Annotated in this window: 18 protein-coding genes, 3 pseudogenes and 1 riboswitch; of the genes and pseudogenes, 8 read left to right on the forward strand and 13 right to left on the reverse strand. The window is 57.8% G+C overall.

All coding sequences use genetic code 11. The annotated features are described in order from the left end of the window. Positions 1-103: 103 nt before the first annotated feature. The 6 genes and pseudogenes from CK218_RS28760 (at position 104) to CK218_RS28785 (ending at position 8,577) form a co-directional block, all read left to right on the forward strand. Positions 104-1,750, forward strand: a complete 1,647-nt coding sequence (locus CK218_RS28760; RefSeq protein WP_095779894.1) for an MFS transporter — start codon at positions 104-106, stop codon at positions 1,748-1,750. Positions 1,751-1,945: 195 nt separating this feature from the next. Then, positions 1,946-2,944: pseudogene (locus CK218_RS28765) on the forward strand (porin); the annotation flags it as partial. A gap of 56 nt (positions 2,945-3,000) precedes the next feature. Then, on the forward strand, positions 3,001-3,468 hold the full coding sequence (locus tag CK218_RS28770) for an FAD-binding oxidoreductase (RefSeq protein ID WP_245322501.1): 468 nt from the start codon (positions 3,001-3,003) through the stop codon (positions 3,466-3,468). Positions 3,469-3,606: 138 nt separating this feature from the next. After that, positions 3,607-3,717: riboswitch (TPP riboswitch) on the forward strand. 79 nt (positions 3,718-3,796) lie between these two features. Next, positions 3,797-4,596, forward strand: a pseudogene (locus CK218_RS31325) (phosphomethylpyrimidine synthase ThiC); the annotation flags it as partial. A 563-nt stretch (positions 4,597-5,159) separates the two neighbouring features. Further along, positions 5,160-5,912: a carbonic anhydrase gene (locus CK218_RS28780; protein ID WP_095779895.1), complete on the forward strand. Its 753-nt coding sequence runs from the start codon at positions 5,160-5,162 to the stop codon at positions 5,910-5,912. 157 nt (positions 5,913-6,069) lie between these two features. Then, positions 6,070-8,577, forward strand: coding sequence for an ATP-binding protein (locus CK218_RS28785; RefSeq protein ID WP_095779896.1), 2,508 nt, complete (start codon positions 6,070-6,072; stop codon positions 8,575-8,577). A gap of 116 nt (positions 8,578-8,693) precedes the next feature. On the opposite strand, the gene virB11 is transcribed toward CK218_RS28785, so the two are convergent. The 12 genes from virB11 to CK218_RS28845 form a co-directional block, all read right to left on the reverse strand. Then, complete coding sequence (virB11, locus tag CK218_RS28790) at positions 8,694-9,734, reverse strand: P-type DNA transfer ATPase VirB11 (RefSeq protein WP_095779897.1); 1,041 nt, start codon at positions 9,732-9,734, stop codon at positions 8,694-8,696. Then, a complete protein-coding gene (virB10, locus tag CK218_RS28795; protein ID WP_095779898.1) occupies positions 9,718-10,860 on the reverse strand; it encodes a type IV secretion system protein VirB10 in 1,143 nt (380 codons plus the stop codon). Before virB10 ends, virB11 begins: the two co-directional genes overlap by 17 nt. Beyond that, entirely contained in the window at positions 10,857-11,738 is an 882-nt protein-coding gene (locus CK218_RS28800; protein ID WP_095779899.1) for a TrbG/VirB9 family P-type conjugative transfer protein, read from the reverse strand. Before CK218_RS28800 ends, virB10 begins: the two co-directional genes overlap by 4 nt. Beyond that, on the reverse strand, positions 11,735-12,448 hold the full coding sequence (locus CK218_RS28805) for a type IV secretion system protein VirB8 (protein ID WP_095779900.1): 714 nt from the start codon (positions 12,446-12,448) through the stop codon (positions 11,735-11,737). Before CK218_RS28805 ends, CK218_RS28800 begins: the two co-directional genes overlap by 4 nt. Continuing rightward, complete coding sequence (locus CK218_RS28810; RefSeq protein ID WP_095779901.1) at positions 12,445-12,603, reverse strand: type IV secretion system lipoprotein VirB7; 159 nt, start codon at positions 12,601-12,603, stop codon at positions 12,445-12,447. The genes CK218_RS28805 and CK218_RS28810 overlap by 4 nt, the downstream gene beginning before the upstream one ends. A gap of 27 nt (positions 12,604-12,630) precedes the next feature. Continuing rightward, entirely contained in the window at positions 12,631-13,518 is an 888-nt protein-coding gene (locus CK218_RS28815; RefSeq protein ID WP_095779902.1) for a type IV secretion system protein, read from the reverse strand. A 58-nt stretch (positions 13,519-13,576) separates the two neighbouring features. Continuing rightward, complete coding sequence (locus CK218_RS28820) at positions 13,577-14,260, reverse strand: type IV secretion system protein VirB5 (RefSeq protein ID WP_095779903.1); 684 nt, start codon at positions 14,258-14,260, stop codon at positions 13,577-13,579. Between the two features lie 13 nt (positions 14,261-14,273). Continuing rightward, entirely contained in the window at positions 14,274-16,643 is a 2,370-nt protein-coding gene (locus CK218_RS28825) for a VirB4 family type IV secretion/conjugal transfer ATPase (protein ID WP_095779904.1), read from the reverse strand. Further along, positions 16,643-16,975 (reverse strand): type IV secretion system protein VirB3, encoded by a 333-nt coding sequence (locus CK218_RS28830; protein ID WP_095779905.1) that lies wholly within the window; start codon positions 16,973-16,975, stop codon positions 16,643-16,645. The genes CK218_RS28825 and CK218_RS28830 overlap by 1 nt, the downstream gene beginning before the upstream one ends. Beyond that, positions 16,968-17,273, reverse strand: a complete 306-nt coding sequence (gene virB2 / locus CK218_RS28835; protein ID WP_245322506.1) for a pilin major subunit VirB2 — start codon at positions 17,271-17,273, stop codon at positions 16,968-16,970. Before virB2 ends, CK218_RS28830 begins: the two co-directional genes overlap by 8 nt. Positions 17,274-17,347: 74 nt before the next feature. Then, positions 17,348-18,130: a type IV secretion system lytic transglycosylase VirB1 gene (locus CK218_RS28840; protein WP_095779907.1), complete on the reverse strand. Its 783-nt coding sequence runs from the start codon at positions 18,128-18,130 to the stop codon at positions 17,348-17,350. 87 nt (positions 18,131-18,217) lie between these two features. Continuing rightward, on the reverse strand, positions 18,218-18,439 hold the full coding sequence (locus tag CK218_RS28845) for a hypothetical protein (protein ID WP_095779908.1): 222 nt from the start codon (positions 18,437-18,439) through the stop codon (positions 18,218-18,220). Between the two features lie 690 nt (positions 18,440-19,129). On the opposite strand from CK218_RS28845, the gene CK218_RS28850 reads away from it, so the two are divergent. Beyond that, positions 19,130-19,849 (forward strand): response regulator, encoded by a 720-nt coding sequence (locus tag CK218_RS28850; protein ID WP_095802551.1) that lies wholly within the window; start codon positions 19,130-19,132, stop codon positions 19,847-19,849. 27 nt (positions 19,850-19,876) lie between these two features. After that, positions 19,877-20,363 (forward strand): annotated as a pseudogene (locus tag CK218_RS31330) (ISKra4 family transposase); the annotation flags it as partial. A 106-nt stretch (positions 20,364-20,469) separates the two neighbouring features. Here CK218_RS31330 and CK218_RS28860 read toward each other — a convergent pair. Further along, positions 20,470-21,829: Ulp1 family isopeptidase (locus CK218_RS28860; protein ID WP_245435232.1), on the reverse strand; the 1,360-nt coding region annotated here is incomplete at its 5' end.

The raw sequence follows: 21,829 nt of genomic DNA on the forward strand, positions 1-21,829 counted from the left end.
ATCCGACTCGATAGGTCGGCCCTTCTGATGCATTGATCAACATCGTAACGGCAGTAGGGCAGTCCTGAATTGAATAAGCGGCCGCTGGAAGGCGTCAATCGTCATGCAGTCCGAAAAAAATGCTCATCTGCCTGTCTCAACAACGCTCGCTCCATTTCGAAACCAGGTGTTTCGCTCGATCTGGACGGCCACGCAAATATCCAGCCTCGGATGGCTCGTGCAAACGGTCGCCATCAGTTGGCTGATGGCCACGATTTCCGCTTCGAATCTGATGGTTGCACTCGTGCAGGCCGCATCGACGTTGCCGGTGTTCTTTCTTTCGATCTTGGCCGGAGCCATCGCCGACAACTTCAGCCGCCGATGGGTGATGTTTGCGGGACACTGCCTGATAGCATTGGCGTCAACGACGCTGATGATTTCCGTGGGCCTGGGATTTGCCGGTCCCTGGCTAATTCTCGGATTAGGGTTCCTGGCCGGCTGCGGCTTTGCCTTGAATGATCCGGCCTGGCACGCTTCGGTTGGCGATATCCTTCACAAGCGCGACATCCCGGCCGCTGTGACGCTTATGTCTGTCGGATACAACATTGTGCGCAGCGTTGGTCCGGCTTTGGGTGGCGTGGTCCTGGCATTTTTTGGACCGCTGGCCGCTTTCGCGTTGGCAGCGCTGAGCGACCTGGCGCCGCTAACCGCAATATGGCGTACTACATGGGATGTTCGCACGTCACCTCTCCCGCGTGAGCGAATGACGATGGCAATTCATGACGGAGTGCGCTTCACGCTCATGTCGTTGGAAATCAGGGCAGCGATTGCCCGTGCAGCCCTTTTCGGGTTGGCAAGCATCTCCATCCTTGCGCTGCTCCCGCTATTCGTCCGGGACCAGCTGAAAAGCGGCCCAATCATCTACGGCATCTTGCTGGCGGGCTTCGGCATGGGTGCTTTCATGGCCGGCATGAGCAATAGCTTTCTAAGGCGGATCACGTCTCAAGACAGGCTGGTGTCGTTCGCCTCTGTTGCTTGTTCAGCATGTTGCCTTTCCCTTTCCCTGACATCGTCAGTCGCTGTGGCGGCCATTTCGCTGGCACTTGGTGGCGCGGGTTGGCTTATCACCTGGACGGGCATTGACGTGTCGGTTCAGCTGGCAAGCCCAAGGTGGGTGGTGGGCCGCACACTATCGATCTACTACGCCTTGAGCGCAGGCGGGATGGCGGCCGGCAGCTGGATCTGGGGGACTATCGCACAGAACTACTCCTTAGGCTGCGCTTTGGAGAGTGCCGCGGGCGCTCTGTTGCTCGTTGCTGCTGCGGGAATAGTGTTGCCGGTCCGTCCATGGGAAGAAACGGATCAGGAGAGTTCGGATTTTCACCCGCCTGAGCTGGCACTCGAGTTGAAGCCCAGGAGTGGTCCCATAGTGGTCAAGGTCGAGTATCTTATATCGGAAGACAATATCGAGTCCTTTCTGGGTTACATGCGCGCAAGGCGCCATGTTCAGAGCCGTGCCGGGGCGCGAAACTGGACACTGCAGCGCAATCTTCAAGCGCCTTCGATTTGGACAGAGACATTCCGCACGCCAACCTGGATGGACTTTCTTCGCCTGAATCATCGGCTCACGGCAGCGGATAAGGAAGTCAGCCAGCGTCTCCTGGCGCTGCATGATGGAGAGCGTCCTCCACAAACAATGCTTTCGATCGAACGAACGACTGAGGCAGCTCGAACCCGTGCCTCAGCAATCGTTTCTCGTCCTCCGAGGTGACGTGATCACGAACCCATCGTGCATTGGGACCTGCCGCGCCGGTCGACTTCGAGCAGCGCGAAGCCCGCATCACCGGTAGGCGAGGCTATGCGTACGTCCCTCTCTCGCGAATATCCATGCCGCGGCGGGCCTCGAGGCGGCGCTTGACGGAAGGAGGGCATGGGTCCTGCGCTGCCGCGCCCCCTGCGCACCGACACCGAGACCTGCCTGCGCATCGGGGGCTACATCCGTTACGACGTCGGCTTCGGCGATGTCCGATCGTATGACGGGGCAAGAACCACCGATGTGAGAACTGGCGAGGTTCAGGGCACCACAACACGCGTTTCACGTTCAAAACTTGGACGCGCCAGGAGACCGAACTCGGCGCACTGAGGACCTACACTGAAAACCGCGTGAATTTCGGCAACCGCAACGCTTATCCAGGCCCGGACAGTCCTCAAAACTATGGCTTCAATAGCGGCGTCAAATTGACTTCCGCCTGGTTCCAGCTTGGTGGCCTCCGAGTTGGTAAGGACCATTCGCCCTTCGACACGCTTACAGGCTACGCCGGACCTCATCAACGTACTCGTTCCGTACGGCGACTTCGATACCAACGTGGCCCAGTATTACTTCGATGCCGACAATGGCCTTTCGGCTCTGGTTTCACTTGAACAAGGGTCGGGTGTAGTCGGTACTAACCACAGCCATGTCCCGCACGTCGTCTTCGGCGTAAAACAAACGCAGGGCTGGGGCGCGATCACCAGCGTAATCGCTCGTGACAGCAACTACGATGCTTTGGGCGGCAAGATCCGCGTCGATGTCAATGTCACGGATGTGCTGTCGCTATTCGGAATGTTCGGCTATGGCTCCATTGGCGTTATCAACGATGATCCAACCAGTGCAATCGCCGCTCACGGTCGCGGCTTCTACAAAACTTGGAGCGGCAACTGGGCCTTCTGGGCCGGCTCCACTCACGCACTCGACGAGAAAACTTCGTTCAACCTTCAGATCTCGGGCGGTCAGTTCAAGAACTATGGTGTGGCCGCAAACGTCGTCTACACGCTCGTTGCCGGTTTCACGGCGACGGTCGAAATCGACTACGGCCACTACGGCATCGGCATGGTCGACCCTTCGAACGTGAATTCGACGAAGGCTGACAAAAAAGATTGCCTCGGCGGCATCCTCAGTTTCCAACCGGTCATTCTAATTGAATGAACTCTCGGTGGTCGATTGCGCGACTAGACTTTCTCGCCAGCTTGGCGACCATGCCCTTGCTCGAAAGCGAGCGCGGCTACAACACCACAATCGCTGCACCCCAGATCGCACTCAACCGGACGATGATCTTTGCAGAGAGCAACTTCGTGGCAGCACCTCTCTCTATCGGTTTACGCATCGGCGGTGCGGCCGAGTTCGGAGGATTGCGAGCCAGCCCGAATTTTGCTCGCTCGAAAGGCTTGGTTGAGCTTGCAAAGGCTTATCTCCCGGCCCTGGATGGTCCCGGCGGCATGGTGTGGAGCGGCCACCGGCCCGCGACCCCGGATACCTTACCGGTCATCAGCCGCTCCGCGACCGATGCTCACATTCTGTATGTGTTCGGGCACGGTCACCTGGGCCTCACACAAGGCCCGACCACGGGCAAACTGGTTGGCGATCTGCTGTCTGGGCGTGACCCGCCAATACCACTCGAACCCTATACAATCGAGCGCTTCAGTGCCGCCGGGCGGACAAATAGTCTTTGAGCCAGGCGATCCGGAATGTCGCGATGCATTTTGCGTAAGGGCTTTAGTGACGATTGGAAGCGTTGATGATCGATGAGGTTAAGTAAGCCGATTCCTCTTCACTGCGCTTGACGAGATAGGGCCCGCCTGTCCAACAGAGGCAGTCACCAGGGGGTCCCGGCAAGGGCTGAGATACTGCTGGTCGCGGCGCAGTGACCCGTTGAACCTGATTCAGTTCATACTAGCGTAGGATGGTGCAAGCGCTTCGCGGGGTTTACGCCCGAGGTCCTGTTTCGAGCAGGGCGACCAAAGCGTCTTTTCATCCTTCCGGCACAGAGCTGGGTCTCCAATGCATGAGCAAAGGAGCCTCAAGAGATTGCCCTCACCCCCGCCGTGTCGACGGGACCACTGCCCACCTCGCGAAAATCCACAAGCCCGGTGCCATCCACCCGCACATCAGGGTGCCGATGCGGGAGATCTCCCTCCATCCGACGGCCGGCGAGCCGTCCGTGGCCGTTTACGATCCGTCCGGCCCGTACACCGACCCGGCAGTCGAAACCTGCATCGAAATGGGCCCTGCCCGCCCATGCCAGGAATGGATCATGGCGCGCGGCGATGTCGAGGCCTATGACGGCCGCCATGTCAGGCCGGAGGACAATGGATCTGCGACGGGCGAAAGCCTGACGCTGGAATTTCCGATGCGCAACCGGCCGCTGCGAGCGAAGTCCGCCAAGGCCGTGACGCAGATTGCCTATGCGCGCCGGCATCATCACGCCTGAGATGGAGTTCGTCGCCATCCGCGAGAACCTCGGCCGTGAGCAGTTGCGTTCGACACTTCAACGCGATGGCGAAAGCTTTGGCGCCGCGATCCCTGACTTCGTCACGCCGGAATTCGTGCGCGACGAGGTGGCGCGCGCCCGCGCCATCATCCCGTCCAACATTTACCACCCGGAAAGCGAGCCGATGAGATTATCGGCCGCAATTTCCTGGTCGAAGATCAACGCCAATATCGGCAACTCCGCCGTCAGCTCGTCGATGGCCGAGGAGGTCGAGAAGATGGTGTGGGCGATCCGCTGGGGCGCCGATACGGTGATGGACCTCTTGACCCGGCGCAACATCCACAACATCCGCGAATGGATCGTGCGCTCCGAAGCGAGAATGGCAGGGTGCTCGCTTGATGCGGTCACGGGTGCCGAATCGAGACTCGCCGTCAACAGCTTCGACACGGGGCGGCCCTGAGCTGCTTGAGCGGGCGAAGGTTCGATAGCACCCGCCGAAGTGAGGCGGTCAGTACCGCGGATTGCGCGTGAATGCATCCAAAACGTGAATGTTCGTAATTGAAGCAATCGATTTCTCTGGTCGACGGATGATGAATATGAAGGCGTCACGAGGCCGAGGATGCGATCTGGATACCCAGGCCACCAGAGGGTCGGGGAAGCAACAACCACGTATTGGCGCAGATAGCTCGGACCAGGTGAGAATGGCCGCTACCAACCGCATACCGCCGGTGAGGACAATGACAAGCTCAGCGGCGGTCCCGACGAGGATGTCGTCTGTGCGCCGACATGAAGCGCTGCGTGACGCGCTGGTCGTATGCCGAGTTGTTCGGGGTAGTTGCGATCATGTTGCCACATCATGGTGGTTGCGAGCGCAGTTCCCGCCATGCCAACCGCAAATGATAAACTTAGTTCACGTCCAGGAGCGAAAGCAATATGCATCGTCGTAGTCTGATCAAAGGGTTCGTTGCACTCGGCGCGTGTCCCATTTGCGCTGATGCCGCGGGGGCGGCGAGCACCCATTGGGGATATGCCGGCCCGGCCGGGCCCGAACACTGGGGCGATCTGGATAAGACAAATTTCGTCTGCTCGGCGGGCACACAGCAATCGCCGGTCGATATCAAGGGCGCGGTCAAAGCGGATATTCCGCGCATCGCCATAGGTTGGCACAGCGGCGGCGGCAGGATGGTGAACAACGGCCACACCATTCAGATCAACCTGCCGCAAGGCAGCACGCTCACTCGAGGGGATCGTGTGTATGAGCTGCTCCAGTTCCATTTCCATGCGCCAAGCGAGCACCACGTCGCGGGCAAGAGCTTCCCGATGGAAGCGCATTTTGTCCATAAGGACACCGACAGCGACACTCTGGGTGTGCTGGGCGTTTTTCTAGTGCCAGGCGACACAAATGCCAGCTTTGCCAGGCTTGCTGCAGCATTTCCCGCAACATCAGGCGAAGAGGCAGCCGTCGACGAGGTCGACCCGAACGGGCTTCTGCCGGCTTCGCTTGGCTACTGGACATATGAAGGATCTTTAACGACGCCGCCATGCACCGAAAACGTCGACTGGATGGTGGCGACGGAACCGGTTGAGGTCGACCCAGCGGACATTAAGCGCTTTACCTCGCTCTATCCCCGGAACGCGCGCCCTATCCGTTCGCCCAATCGGCGCTTCATCCTGGGCCTCCCCTGAGGCCCCTGCCGCCGTGAGGGAGCGAAGCGCCGCCTGCGCGGAGATTCATCTGCTTCCAAGATCGTAAGGCGCCCGTTGGGCGCTCATTCTGGTCCTGGAAGCGGACCATGACCAAATTCGGCAACGGTGTTTAAGCCGTCCAAGGAGAGAGGTAGGTGTGGCTTTCCTGTTCCAGCAGCATCCGGCCGCATACCGAACCCGGGTGGCGCCGGAATTCTCGTCGGACCGCCGCCAGGCGGGCACGACGGATCAAACGCCGTTTCCTTGGAAAACATGGCTCAGTTCCGATAAGGCAATTCTAATTGGCCTAGCCGCCTCGGTTGCGCTCTTGGTCGGAACCCAGTGGCAGGCTCCCGAGATCAACGACGCGGTCCTAAGCCAGCTGCGTACTATTCAGATCAACGATGCATTGCTCCAGCGGGACGTCGCTCGCGCGCGAACCGATATGGCATTGGACTTCCGTTCGGTTGCGTCTGCGGGACAGGCGCTGCAAAGCGACGTCGAAAACTTGCAACACCATTTGGAGATTTCGCCAGATGAGAGCTCCAGGGAATCCGCACTGCTCGCGCAGCTTAAAAACTCGATCAAAAACACTGAGGCGGCCATCTCAGCCTGGGTCAAGCAAAATCAGCTCATGAAAAGCTCTGTCGCAGACCTTGCTCGCTCGATTTTTCTCCCTGGAGAGGGCAGGCTTGAACTTTCCAAGCTAGTGCTGTGGCTCAACCTCGCATCACATATGGATCATCCTCTCGAGCGATTTGCCAGGCAGGCCCGGGCTGCCGCGGATGTTGTGGGCAAGGCCGGCGCTGCGGTGTCTTCCTTATGGAGGTTGGACCAAGCTGCCAATCAGATCGCATTCCTCGACACGTCCTCCAAGGCTGCCGAGCTGGAGCGAGAGCATCTGAAAGGCTACAGCCTGGCCAGCGCGCAAGCGCAGCGTGCGCGACTTTTCTTTGGCTTGCTGTCCATATGCATCTGCTTGTTTGCGATCATTCGATCCTCCAGACGGCGTCTGCGGACGAACCGACTGAAAAGGCGGTTGGAGCTTGAAGAGGCGATGAGCGAGATCGAAGCTCGCTTCAACGACAGTAGAGCAACGAACGACGGGGCGCGCTTTTCCACCGAAGCAGCGCTCAGATTCGTTCAACGCGTTTTCGATGCGGATCAATGCGCGCTTGCTCTGGTTGATCCGAGCCTCAGCATGCATACTGAGTGCTTTGTGGCAAACACGTGCATACCCGTCTGGAACCTCGCCCTTATTGATGAAGTCGTTTCACTTGTCTGCGCCGGACGGCCAGTGTTTCGCGTAGTTCCTGCGGCCGAAGTGGTTCGGACCGCCATAGGCACTTCCGGTGTTTGTCAAATTGTTGCTTGCAGGGCCTCCGCTCAGCAGGCTGCGGTTTGCATCCTTGTTTTTGAACGAGCTCGCTCACTCCCCTCAGCTGACGACCTCCGGGTTCTTGGCAGTGCTATTGTGCGTTTGAGCCACCATCTTGAGATGCAACGTGTAAATGCCGAACGCGACCTTCTGGTGAGTCGATGTGAGCATTTGGAAAGGCTAAGGACCGTCGGCACGATCGCAAGCGGTGCCACACATGAGTTCAACAATATTTTAGGCGCAATAATCGGATATTCAGAGGTTGCCCGAGGTCTTGTACGTCGTCCCTCTAGAATTCGGAACCACATCGACCAAATCATCTTAGCTGGACACCGAGCCAAGCTGATCGTTGACCAGATCTTGTCACTCAGCCGAAATCAAAAGCGCGTGGCAGCGCCTATCAGCGTCTCCGAGATTGTTATGGGTCTTGCGCCATTGCTGCGGGTTACAGTTGGTGCGGGTATTCAGTTGAACTTCAAGATCGACGAGTGGCAAACGGTGGTCGAGGGGAGCCCAACCGAGATACAGCAGATCCTTATGAATTTGTGCAAGAACGCGTCGGAGGCTGTCTTGAACCAGGGCCGTGTCGAGATTAGCGTTTCTCGCGCCCAGGTGTGCCAAACAAAGCCGCTGGCTCAGGGCACCTTGAGACGTGGAGATTACGTTCTCCTCTCCATCAGCGACGATGGTCCAGGAATTGCAACTTCGATACTTCCGCGTGTCTTTGAGCCCTTTTTTACCACCCGCTCTCGCGTCGGCGGGACCGGGCTGGGTCTTGCTGCGGTTGACAGGCACGTGAGCGCGCTCGCAGGATGCCTCGACGTCACCTCGGCTGTTGGCCGAGGTACCCGCTTCGATATCTACTTACCGGCCTCCGAGGAGGAGCCAGTCAGCGCTGACATCGCGGTCGGCCCATACGACGGATCACTTGGCAGCGGAGAAATCATTGCAGTCGTGGAGCGCGACCCAGCAGAGTTGGAGACCTACACGAAGAAAATCGCCGCGCTGGGTTATAAGCCGGTCGGCTTCGCGACCTTCAAAAGCCTTTGCGGCTGGATCGAGAGTGGGAAGGCAGCCGACCTGCTGATCTTGGGTAAAGCGCCTTTCCTCGAGCGAGTACAGGCCGAACCCATATGCCCCACCCTCATGGCGGTGCCTGTCATAGTCGTCGGTGAGATCGACCCCATGCCGGTCACATTTGATAATCAGGCCTTCGTCTTTTGGTTATCGCAGCCTGTCTCGTCCCGGACAATGGAGCATGCGGTTCGTACCATGATGATGGCATGATGCCGCCGACTTGTTCAGGCTACCCAAGCAATCTGACAAGCCCCGTCAAAAGAGATATCGATGCAGAACAAATGACGCGTCTCGTCGCCGACTTATGGATCTACGTTATTCCAGCCTTAGTGCTTGTTGAGAAGGTCGGCTACTGTCTCTCCCCGTCGACGGGCATCGGCGGCGAGCCATACCTCTCCCACCTCATACACGTCGCCTTGGGTACGGAACGGTACAATGACGTCAATAGCAGCCGATAGCATGTCCAGAAGCGTGCGGTCTTCCACAGCGGCTCCTTGCGCGCTGCTCTTGACGAGTGAAAAGAGCTTTTTAAAACCTTGGACCGGATCAGCCCCATGAATCGTTGATATCGATCCCGCATGGCCGGAGACGACTTCGCTAAGGTAGGCCCAAGCAGCATCATCGCGCATTTCGCCAAGCAATATTCGATCAGGGCGCATGCGCAAGCTGGCTTGCAGTAGCTGCTCGGCTGTCACCGTACCAACGCCTGCTCGGTCCTTCGGATAGAGTAACCGGACATGGTTCTCGTGTGGGATTGCAAGTTCGAGCGTATCCTCGATACTGATCAACCTCTCTTGCGGGGGTATAGCGTCGATCAGAGTCTTGCTCATTGTCGTTTTGCCGCTTCCAGTAGGTCCGCAAAGCAGCATCGTAAGTCGCCCGCAAACGCAGGCCCGCAGAAATTCCTCCAAGTCACCATGGTCGTAGTGCTGAAGAATCGTTTCGTCCTGCCGCTCCTGGCGCTCTTTTCTTGACCGCCATTGATTCCAACGCGAGTATTCGTAGCGAGAAGAAACTTCCTTGAGTTCGGTCACACGACTTGAGGGACGCCGTATCGTCAGGCTTATTGTTCCTGAGGGTACTGCGGGCGGCAAACAGATCTGCAGCCGCTCTCCGTTCGGCAACTCAGTCGCACATAGGGGGCTTTGGGGTCCGACATCTTGCTTGCGCAACGCTCCAGCGAGTATCGCGATGTCTTCCAGATCGTCATAAGATAGCGGTAGCGGATGTTTCGTGAAAACGCCGGCCTGTCGGACAAAGGCTTCCCCAGGCCGGTTGATAGCGACCTCTTCGGTTCTTGGCTCCTCAAGCCATTTTAGAACAGGCTCAAGAAGCAAACGCAACTGAGGGTCAGCCTCCGATCGCATTGTTGTCTCTCCTGCGTTCGCGATGTTGGCGGCTTGGCGCCGCGGCAGTGGCTCTAAGATCGTATACATCTGAGAAATCGAGGTCGCGAGCCACAAAGATGGATACTGCATCTCCCTGGTTTTTCTTCAGCGTTGGCGGAATGTTGACCGTCCCTCTCAGTGTCGCCTCGACCGCTTGTCCACCATTGCTCTGGAAGCTGTTGATGCCGCTTCCTCCGCCAGAGCTAGCCGCGTATTGACCGGCCGCCTGAAACGCGCCTTGGATGACGCTCATGAGAATCGCGCCGCCAAAGCGTTCCCGGAAGTGACTGTCCACCGTGCCAGGCATTCCGGAGCGGCCGAGCTCGTCAGCGCCGGGCGATGCTATCGAAACGAGGGCATGGTCGGGTGTTTCGATGCGCGTCCACAGCACGAAGACACGCGTATCCCCCTGCTGGAGACCGCGCTGGATCTCGCCAATCACGGTCGTCCCACGGTCCAAGAGCACGACATTGTTGGTTGTGCCGCGGACGTCATTAGGTAAGACGCACTTCACATAGCCGGGCAAATTTGTATCGACCGCCGTCTGCAAAATGCAGGAAATGATCGTTCCTTGAGTGATCACGAGATCAGGGTGCGGCAAAAGTGTGGCCCGGCTCGGCTCCTGTATATCGGGCTTCAATCGGCCTGACAGCTCGCCATCGATTGAAATCTCATCCTGTGTCGTGGGAGCATCCTTATGGTTGTCTTCGCTCCGCTGACCGTCACTGGGCATTTGACTGCTGCTAGTGTATGCGAAAATTGGTGTTTCCTCCGGCGGCGCATCAGTTGGCGCCGTTGGGGGCGACGTGGATGGTGCAGGATCTGCCGCCTGCACCGCCTGTTCGGGTGCTTGAGGTTCGGGAGCAATCTCAATTGGCGCGGGGCGGAATGGCTCGGCGTTGGCGACAATTGGCGGTTTTGGCTGAGATGGCTCGTCTTGTGTGCTGGAACGACCTCCGAGCCAGATGAGCGATAGAGATGAGACGAGAACAAGAGCAGCGACGGCCAACTTTTGCGATCCCGAAACATGCCGGCGGGTCGGCTCCGAGACCATCGATCCGGATGCATGGACATCATGTCCCGCCTGTGGGCCGGTTTCATTCATCGGCCCGAGCCTTTCAAAACGCGCCACACGTCGGGTGTCACTGTACCGGTCACTGGCGCTCGTCCCAAAGAATCATAAGCCCTGTTGAAAATGGACAACACCGTATTTCCATCTCTCAGACGCCATTCCCGGGCGACTGCGGATACTTCAACATAATCCCCTTTGACCGTGTAATTGGCAGCTGCTTCCTTGCCGTCGGGATTAATTACGTAGAGAGAGGGTATGCGGGAATTTCTTGCGAAGCCAAATACGGTCGTAAAGCCGTTATCGAAAACTTCTAGCGGCGCCAGCGATCGATCGCCCTTTGCGACGTAGTGGAAATTGCTTTCGTCCGGACTGGCCGTTGCCGCAGGCCGATTGAACAAATCCTGAACTCTCTGTTGCTGCAGCACTTTCGCGCGGGCCTGACCAAGACTCGCGCGCCTTTCTGCTTCCTTTCTCTGAGCAGCAGCCTCATCATCAGGATAGGTGAACTGCACACTGTAGTATAGGTCAGGTTGCTTCTCGTCGAGTTTTGGCATCGCTCTGGTTGAAATACTGAAGACGTATCTCCGTGTACCCGACTCACTCTCGGCCAGCACAATGACCGGCTGCGGCGCGAGGATCCGGCTGGCCTTAAAAAAGAGGTAGTTGGCACGTGGGAGCGCAGCCAGGTCTTTGCTATTGGACACAGCCACGGCTGCGACGGTCTCATTGGCCGCGAATGTGACAACCAGCGTTGCCCCCACGGCGGTAGATAGGTGCACCACTTCGTCGGGCCGGTAAGCAAGGTAGCGCATCCGGGCATCATGCTTGCCGGCAAGTGGTGTGTCTTCCGCAAACGCCTGCATCGTCAGGAAGAGTGAACAAGCCAGCGCGAGAAACGCTCTTTTTGTCATGGCTGCGCATTGCCCAGGTTGGATACGGTATCTTCCGAGGCCTGATAGGACGTGACCAGTAGACCTCCCGGATTGGTGAGCCTGGATTGCCCCGGCAGACCCGTCAGGCGCTCGTAGCGGATGGTAGCTGTCCAGGTGGTCACTATCGGCGACTGCCCATCGATAACAAGCATACGTTTGTATCGGATCTGCTGAACGTCGGGACTGATGTCGTTTGAAGAAATATGCCCGACCTCGAGCTTGCCGCGCTTGCCGACCGTGACTTGCGGCGAAGTGGGATTCGGATAGTTGAAGAACTCTTGATATTGCTGTTGCACGGCCGGTGCGCTGAAACTGGATACGAGGTCATAGGCGTATTGGGCCGTATCTGCCGTGTAGCCCTCGCGCAGGCGTACATATTCCCACAGCGAAGCATTTATGACGGCTCGGTCTTGGGTTGCGGGCAGTTGAGAAATTGACACTTCGCTGTCAATGGTCCCGTCCGGCCGTACCCAGAGGAACACAGGTACGAGCTTGGCCAACGGGACCATGGCAGCGATGGTAAATGCTTGGGCAACGTTTCCTAGCACCGCCACCGCCGCAAAGGCTATAAGGGCCTTTGACAGGCGACGCGCAGACTTCGCTCGTGTAGTTTGAAACGCTTCCACCTTCTTGTAGTGAGCGGCTAGCGTTTCTCTCTCCACCAGAAGGGCATGTTCAGGAAATTTCACTTGGGCTCTTCCGCGCACTCGACCTGAAGATCCTCAGGGGTGGTTTCCCATTGTCCCGCGTTCAGTTGGAATGGCGTACCCGTGCAAGTCGCAAGCCGATCGGTTGTCTTGCAGGCCGCCAAAGCGAGGATTGACAAAAGTAGAAAGCGTTTCATGTTTTTCGCACCGCGCTTGTTGAGTGATTAACGACCCGCCGTTTTGGCAAAGTGGCGATTGAGGTTGTTTAAGGATCGGTTCGCCCCTGCCCAAGAGCCGCCGGCGATGCTACTGGCGATCGTCGGAAGTGCGATGATCAGAGCGTCGCCAGCCAAGAAAAGCATGTCGAGTTCGTAAAGTCCGATGATCTTGGCTGCTGTCGTGCCCGAGAGTCTGATCATCAAAAGCATGGCTACCAGCGAGGCTGCTTCGGCCGCGATAACTATAGTCGCAACGATGTTGAGAAGGAGAAGCAGCAGCCCGTACGAGAGCAGTTGGCCGATCCATCTGGTGGCCATGTCTCGAGTGTGATCAAAAAGGTAGCCGACAAGAACCAGAGGGCCGATCGCCAACAGCACCTTCGTCAAAATTCCAACGGCATCATAGATTTCGAATGCTGTCCACAGCGAGCCGTAGAAAATCCATTGCGCTCCCTCAAAAGCAATTATGTCCTGGCTGTTCATTGGCCCAATTTCGGAAGCAATCATCTGGAAGGCATACTGAGTTGACGCAAACATCCAGTCGAGCTTCTGAGGAATATCGATGAAAGGCAAGTTGCTGCCACTGATGCCGTGAGCAAATCTCGGAATCGTTTCGTCGAAGACCGTTTCAATGTATATCTGGTAGTTGGCCTGTCCTAGGATAAGGCTGACGACAATCGACACCATGATTACGCGCGTGATACCTCCACGCGCATCGACTTGACCCCGCATGACCAGACAGCCTTGGATTATTATCCAAAGCGTCACACACGCGACCAGAGGCGCGCTGATCGCCTCTTGGATTTTTTTAAGCACGTTGTGCAGCCCTGACGTAAAGGCCAGATGAAAGATCGTGTGTATGGCCGTGAATGGCGCGGGAATCTTGAAATTCATGGCCTGAGCCTGATTTGTCCCTGATCAGCGCAACTGAGCCGGATGAACTCTGCGTCGTTCACGGGAGGATGTTGAACATCTTGGCGGTGTCCTGGCGTTCGCGACGCTGCGTTGCGGCCTCCTCCACGGCGTGAAGGCTCCCTTGTGCAGTGGCCATCGTCAGCAGACTCGTGGCCTGGACATTTTGGATGATCGCATCGTGAATCTGCTTGAGGACCAGACCGTTGGTCACTGTGGCCTGCACAATATTTCGAGAGCGGGAAAGCTGATCAAGCGTGTCGGCGTTGTTCTTAAGGCGCTTGTCCATTACTTCCAGAGTGTCGGCTGCAAGAGCTGCGGCATTGGCGGCACCAGTGATTTGCCCCTTTAACAGTTTCCCTTCCGCATCGGTGCCGGTGACTATCCTAGTTGGGTCCTGCGCAATGTTACGCGCCATGGTAGAAACTGGCGCCCGAGCATCAAACATCTGCCCCTCCAGTTTGTTGCTCGACGGATAGTGATTTCCTTGGTTCAGTGCACCCAGCAGTCCCGTGACGCCAAAGGACGACTTCAGCAACTCAACCATTTCGATCGTGGTAGCGAGCGTCTGGGCTGACTTTATAAGGATCGCCGCAGTGGAACCCGCTGTTAAGGCCGATTGTAATTCTGTTGCCGGGTCGCTGACAATGAATTGCGACCGGGCCTGCGTGCTCAGCAGAAAGGAAGCAGCAATCGTCGTTGCTGCAAGCTTGGCAAATCTCATGAATATTCCTCCGTCAGTCTTGAACTTCGTGATAACGAGCCATGAACTTGTCGAGCCACGCACTTGGGGCATCTCCGTGCTGGTCACGAAGCTGGTCGGCAAAGCGCACGGTGTTGGCCCGCCCCGAGAGCACAGCTACATATTCGCGCATCTGGCCAAGATCGAATTCGCAAACGACACTCCCGCTGTCGCGCTTGAGCAAAAACTTGCGGCTGCCAATTGCCATTCCCTGGCGGATTGCCTCGAACTCCTGCGTGGTGCACTTCAAGCCATCGACATACGCAGCCCGATCCGCCGTCGGTGATGGGTAGAAAATCTTCGTCATGCATTGTGCAACGAGACTGGCTCCGAGGGGCGATTCAAGCACGTGTTCAGGCTGCTGCGTTGCGAGTATCAACATCCCGTTGTTCTTGCGGACTGTGAGCAAGAACTTGTCGATAACAGCCGAGAATTGGGGGTTAAGCAGATAGAAGCGAAATTCGTCGCAGCTCATGACGAACCGGCGGCCATCGACAACAGCGCCCACGCGGTGCAGAAGATATGCGGCGGCCGGCGCACAGACCTCCTCAAATTCCAGGAGCTGTGTCATGTCGAAGCCCGTAATGGAGGCATCCAGCCTTACTTCGTCGACATCGCCGTCAAAGGCCCATCCAAGCGCATTCCCTCTACACCACCGCTGCAGCCGCGCTCCTGCGCCCTCGGAGGCGCCGTGCAGTAGGAATTCGCGCAGGCCCGCAATTGAGCGCATGACGGGTTCGAACGAAAGTTGACGAACAATGCCACGTTCCAGTCGACGGCTTTCCTCCGGCGAGATCGGGCCACGGCCGTCACTCTCGATTAGAGCCACCAGCCATTCGCGCAGAAAGTCCAACGAGGCGGAGGTATTGTCCAGTCCACGCAGAGGGGCCAAGCCGCTCGGAGCGCCTCTGCGCAACGCTAGATATGTCCCTCCGGTGGCTCGCACCAGCAGTTCACCACCCCGGTCCTTATCGAAAAAGACGATGGCACCATCGCGATCGAGCATGCTTTGCTCAAGCATCGCGAGGATAAAGGTCATCAGCGTCGTCTTGCCTTTGCCGACAGGCCCGAATATCGCCGTCATGCCGACGTCATTCTCATGGGGGATGTAGTCGAAAGAAGTTCCACCGTTGGTGCGAAAGCGCGCAACAGCTTTGCCCCAGTGGCCGGAAATGGAACCACTTGGGAAGTTCTCAAAAGAGACAAGCCCGGCAAAATTGTGCGAGGTGATCGCGCCGGGGCGCGTGCGCCACTTGTTGTTCCCCGGAAGTTGGGACCAGTACGCGGCCTCCATGCCGATACCCTCTTGGACGATAACGGCGCCCGCGTCGGCCAGCCTTGCGCGGGCATTTGCTGCCCGATCTGCAAGGCTGTTGAGGCTGTCGGCATAGACGCACAGACTCAAATGATGTGAACCCATGACGAACTCGTTACTTGCCAGTGCGTCCTCTGCTTCGGCCAGTTCATTGATCTGGGTGAGAGCCTTGTCGCCGGCGCTCGTCATCTGGCTGGACTTAAGGCTAAGCTTCGCATGAGCTTGTGGCCGAGTGAGGAAGGAAAAGCTCTGGCTGAGGACAAGCGGGAAATTGGCGGACAGCAACGGATTTAGCATGCCTGGCCGTGTCTTCGCCGGATATTCACGGAACGAAAACAATGACCCCACCGAGCTACCGCCGGGACTTCGAATCTCAAGCGCCCGCTTCCCGCAGATGACCTGGTCAGTGTAGATCGAGGCGCCAAGTGAGCCGGTAACCATCGGAACCGGAAGAAACCGGCAAGTCATTATCAGCCGAAGTGCCTCACCGATTTCGGTGAAGAGCACGTCGCCTTTCTCACGAATACCCAACCGGCGCAGACCGTAACCGCCGAGTGACCCAGCAATGATCTGCCAGAGGTCCTCCAGGCTTCGCATTTGTGTGGCCAGATCGTTGTCATTGCGCCTGGCGGATTTGGCAATGCGCCAGCCGATCTTGCCGATTGCGGTGCGGGGGAACACGACGACAGTGAGGAAGTGATCGTTGCGAAAGAGCTTGCCCGACAGCACACGGCTCTCGTAGGCCTCGCTTAGACTGCCAGCGAATGCACTTTGAAACTGGCGCGATCCCGGCTCCGGCACATCCTTGTTTCGCACAAGATGAGCGTATAGCGTGACATTGTCATCGGCGATGTTGCGCAAGAGAGTGTTGAACGCGCGGCAGCGCGAGTTGCGCATCTCAGCGTCTTCCAAATCAAAGGGCAGCCCGTTCACGTGTGCCATGGCCATGATCGACCCGTCTTCCAGAAGGACAACCTGGTCACTTAGATGACCGACATATGGAAGATAGATCTCGCCAGATCTTTCGGTCCGGCCACTGGCGCCAAACATTACACCATTCCTCTTCCGCGTTTCGGCACTCTGATCGGATTGGCGCTTACGCTCGCGCCGCCCCACACCTGCCCGTCCACGCTTCTGCCGGCCGTCTGCAAATAGAGGAACGCGACGCTTGCGGCGTTATAGTCACGCTCAACAATCAGCCGTGCTCCGAACCAGAGTGGCACAAGCACGACTTCATAAAGTGGGTTCTTGAGGATAATGATGACGAGCCCCGCCAACATCATCAGCAATCCGGCCAGCGTGAGCGGCACCCCTAGAAACAGTGCGGGGCGTGTCGCCGCCACATAGAGGGTGCTCACTTCTAATCGTCGCTCATCAGCCACCGCCTATGAGCGCCTTGCCCAGGAAACTGGCGCCAAACATGATGACGATCCCTCCAACGACACCCGCAACCAGGCCAAGTGAAGCACGACCGAACATCCAGGAGATACCGATAGCCACCAGCCCGAGCACGGCCAGTGATTGTCCGAAGGGGCCAAGGATGAAGGTGCAGATATTCTGGATCATCTTGGCAGGATCCGTCCCTCCGGTCACCTGGGCCGCGGCTGGCCCGCTGGAGAAGACCGTCCACGCCACGCATGCAGCAGCGGCCGGTACATATTCAGCCGTCATGCGCAGCATGGAAAAAGGAGAAGGAACACGCGCTTTAAGCGCACGGAGTATTCTGAGAGGCTTCATCATTGTAACTCCACGATTCAATCGAATACGAGCTTGTTCGGGCTCGAGGTTTCCAGTTCTTCCGCAGCCTGCCTGCCGGTCGGACCGGAGGGTTCGACCCCGGAGCGGTTTGGCTGATAGGAGCCCCAGATGTCCCAGGACTTTTGGTTGGGCTGCTTTGTATTGGCCTGTTGGCTCTGTTGGAGCAGAGACGGCACGGCTTTGCGACCTGGTGCCTCAAGATGTGACGCATCTCGGGCGGTCGGCTCCAGCATTCGCTCAAAGTGACTTGAGATGTCCTTTGCGGCCGACTCTACCTTGCGTACATAACCGTTGGCGAAGCCACGCGTGACGTCGCCGGTGTTATAGGCCGAGATGGCACGGCGAAGCGCCAGTTGCTGCGCCGGAGCAGTCGTGCCGCCGGCATACCGGCTTTCAAGCAAGTGGCCGGCAGCCGAAAGGGAGGCGCAGGGCTCGAAAGCCTTTTCCGGCGTGAGACTGAGCATGGGAAAGTTCTTGCTGTTTATCTGCATCAATCCAACATCGACAGAATGTTGTGCTTCGAGGCGGTCCTTGATGCCCCGGGTGGCTTCCAGGTGATTTATCCAGCGAAGCTGCTCGCCTGTGGTGTTGTCATGAGCCACCAGCGTTTCAAAGCCACTTTCAATCTTGGCAATCGCGGCAAGGGTGGACGGCGCAACCCAGGGAGCGCATTCGCGCGAAAGGCGATGGAACTCACGGGGCGAAAGTGGCGCGGGCTCGGCCGGAAGTGACATCGACGTCAACAGGGCAATAGCCAGCGGCCAAACTGCAATAAACATTTCCTCTCACCTACCTTTCCAAGCCGCCGGACAGCTTCTTGCCCTTCCGGCACGCTCTTATCGGGGAGGTTTGTTACTGTGTGATGTTCAAGTTAAGCCTTTTGGTATCAATTGAAACAAAAGACATTTGTTCAGGGCGAAGGCGCTGGGCTGAGTTGGCAGCAGTATGATGAGCATGCGGAACTTCTGGAAGGAGCCGGAACAATCGCAGCCGAGGTGGGCATAAAGGCCGTCCATGCCCAAGGTCACAGAGTGACGCTGGGGAACCTCGTTCAGCTGTTCGGCGGTGCTCTGAAATGAGGTGATCATACAAGATCCCATCGGCAGAAAACCGCAGGCCTTTGACGGAATCCGACGGGCTATCGCCAGCCTCAATCACGAGATTCGATTTTGGCGCTATCGAGTTCGAGGTGCTGCCCGTAACGTGACAGGCTCAATGTGGAGGTCTCGCGTAAGATGAGAAATGTTAGGTCGGACGGTGATCGTTCTCTGCCAAAAAAAGATGCGATGCCGCCGGCCATCTCGGAAGAACCCGGCTTGGCAGGCGACATGCTATTTGGCACAAAACCGCTATAGCGAATCACGTTGGTCCTTACGCCGACGACCTTTCAGGGAGAACGCGGCGCTGCTCAACCACATCGGACTCACACGAGTCGGACGATGTCGATTAGGGCCGCAAGCGCCACATAACGTGACGATCATGCAACCACATTGGAGGCGAGTCGGCACCGTCGAACCCGAATAGTGTGAGCAGGCCCGTATCCAAACTGACAAAACGGGGAATCACGGCGCTTGAACCTGTCTGGCCTCACGGCTGGATGCATGTCGCCAATTCGCGATCGACAAGACCAGCTTTGTTACCGATTTTGGACGACCGAGGCCCTCGTTGCTGGCCGCCTGCAGCCGCGGGTGGGACCAAGGGGCAGCTGTTGTATGTCGGTGCCCTAGAATTGCTCGGCAAACAGCTTAGACCAGTGATTCGAGATTGAAGGTGAGCCGTTGAAACATGTTCTTGTCATCGATGACGATGCCGCAATGCGGCGCCTCATCGCCGAGTACCTCACGATGCATGCCTTGAAAGTAACCGTGGTGCCCGATAGCAAGCAGTTTGACTATGTTCTTGCACATGAGCCAGTCGATCTCGTGATTGTTGACCTTAACCTAGGCCGGGAGGATGGACTTGCGATCGTCCGCAATCTGGCGACAAAGTCGGACGTTCCGATCATAGTGATTAGCGGCGACCGGCTAGATGAGGCGGAAAAAGTGGTTGCACTGGAGCTCGGCGCAACCGATTTCATTGCCAAGCCTTTCGGAATGCGCGAATTCTTGGCCCGCATTCGCGTAGCGTTACGCGAGCGCATTCCGCGAACCAGAGATCAGCGCTCATTTCGCTTTGGGGCCTGGAAGCTCAGCGTCAAGCAGCGGCGACTGATCTGTGAGGTGCGTGGCGAGGTCAAGCTTACCGCATGCGAGTTCAATCTCTTGATGGCGTTCCTGGAGAACCCACGCAACGTGTTATCCAGAGAACGGCTTTTGCTCGCGAGCCGTGTGCGTGGAGAAGAGGTCTTTGATCGAAGTGTGGATGTCATGATCATGCGCCTGCGCCGAAAGCTGGAGGTTGACGCGGCCAATCCTCGCCTGGTCAAAACATCCCGTGGTGCAGGGTACTTCTTCAACGCTGACGTGGATGTCAGCTACGGAGGCACCTCGGCCGCTTGACCGGGAGCTATTCTGGAGTTTCCCGAGTACATCCGCCACCGTGGTGATCGGAAGAAAAATCAAGCTGATCGCCGGCCGCTCGCTACCTGAAGACGGCGCTTCGCGCTACATCGGTTTCGTCCACGGCGATGATCGCGAGCTGCAACGGCGCATTCTCGACCATCCAACAAGCAGGCGTCCAGGCTTACCTTCATCATACCTTCATCACCGACGGTGGGAAGAAGTCTGCTCGCTCGCGGAAATGATTGCACCGGCGAGCGAGCATGCCCTCGATTGATTCCTTATCAGCATGCGCATCACGATCCTTCGCCAGTTCGTGCAAGGGCTCGAAGACCACGACGAGCAGGCCGGACAGGACCTGCTTGAAACCTTGCGCAGGATCAAATGGCATCTCTGGCATCATAACGTCTACTTGCCCGTGACGAACTCGCTGACCAGCATCTCGAAGCAGGCTAGTCTAGCGAACATGCGCAAGTTCCTGACTGCCGTTGGCGGGTTCCAAGCCTACATCGCCTTCCAACAGTGCCAGCCTGAAAAAATTCGGCAAGAGCTCCGGTCTGGAGATTGCGTCAGCGCCTCTGTCGTCGAAAGAGCTGTTCTGCTTGACCCACCCATGGAGCTCAACGTCCCGCGTCGGAGCGCTCTCTGCTTCTGGAGGAAGCCATCAGGTCAGCTCGGGCTTGATCGGGGACTTGGCTGATGGACGTTGCGGTTGCTTCGCCCAGCTGCCCGATGGCGAGGCTTTGCCGATTATCGGTCTTCTGCCTCTCCCCTGGTCTCAAAAGCGCTGTGTAATGTTCATTGTTGATGATGACGCCCCCGCTGTTCACGCGGTTGCTCCTGTCAAGTGTACTCGTCATCTCGTTCTTGGCCCCGCGCGACTTGCTCAAGTGCTGGTCAAACGGCGCTGACGCGACTTGTCGGGCTTGCTGCTCTTGCAACACGGCGTGTTGCACCTGCGACCCGACTACTCCAAGAGCCTCCGCGCGGACTGCGGCAAGCTCGTGCGGCAAGCGGCCCTGCCTCAGTCGGTTTTGCAGCGCCTGCCGATCGGCGATGAGGTTGTCAAGATGCAGCGGCCGCTGCCGTTCCGGCCACTCTTGGTTCGCCAATCTCTGAACCAGCGCGCGCGTACCGTCCACCACGAAGACGCCGCAATCAACACCGTTGTTCTGCCGGGCCATGGCGGGTGTCACCAAGGTGGTCGCGTCCAGTCTTGCTGCGAGCTCTCGTGCAGGTGCGTCATTGTACCCCCGTCCATCGCGCTGAGGGATCGAGTCGTAGTGATAGGCGACCGCTCTTTCCGGGTCGCGGCGATCAACGAGAAGCAGCGACCAATGCTCAGGGGGTCCCTCATTCTCCACTGTAGCCAAGGGATTGCCACTGTTCACGGGCAGGAACACGAAGTCGGCTGCGACGTCGCTGTGATGATAGATGGACCGCAATGTAAGTTGTGGGTCCCGGTCGGGACGGCGCAGTTGCTGGGAGACCAAGGGATCAACCAGTCGCGTTCGGGCGGCGAGAGCTGGGTGGGCTGCCTGCAGGTTCTGCTCCAGCAACTGGTAATCCCTGCTGATATGGGCGTCATCCAGCAGCTCGGGGCCGAGCACCGCCCCCGGGGGGAAGTTGGACGAAGCTGACGGAAGCGCTCCCATCCGAGCATCGGAGGAGGTGGTCAGATCGACCAACGGAACACCGCGATAGGTGTCTGACAGTCTGGCGGTCGCTGGCGAGGCGGGCCCCCTTGGCGGTACTGCTGCCGCTGCAGCTTCATTCGTCCGACCCCGATCGACCAGCCAAAAGTCGTTGCGCCCTTCCGGCCTCTCGGCGGTGTTTCCGTGGCCTTTGATCTCGTAGTTCCATTCCGGCTTTTCCGCATCCGGAAGGAGGCCATGGCGGTTCAAGAAAGGGAGCATCGCGTCTGGGACGCGTTGGGCTCCATGGGAGAAGCCTTTGGGGACGGCGAATGAAACGTTTATA

It is taken from the genome of Mesorhizobium sp. WSM3879, assembly GCF_002294915.1.
GTDB lineage: Bacteria > Pseudomonadota > Alphaproteobacteria > Rhizobiales > Rhizobiaceae > Mesorhizobium.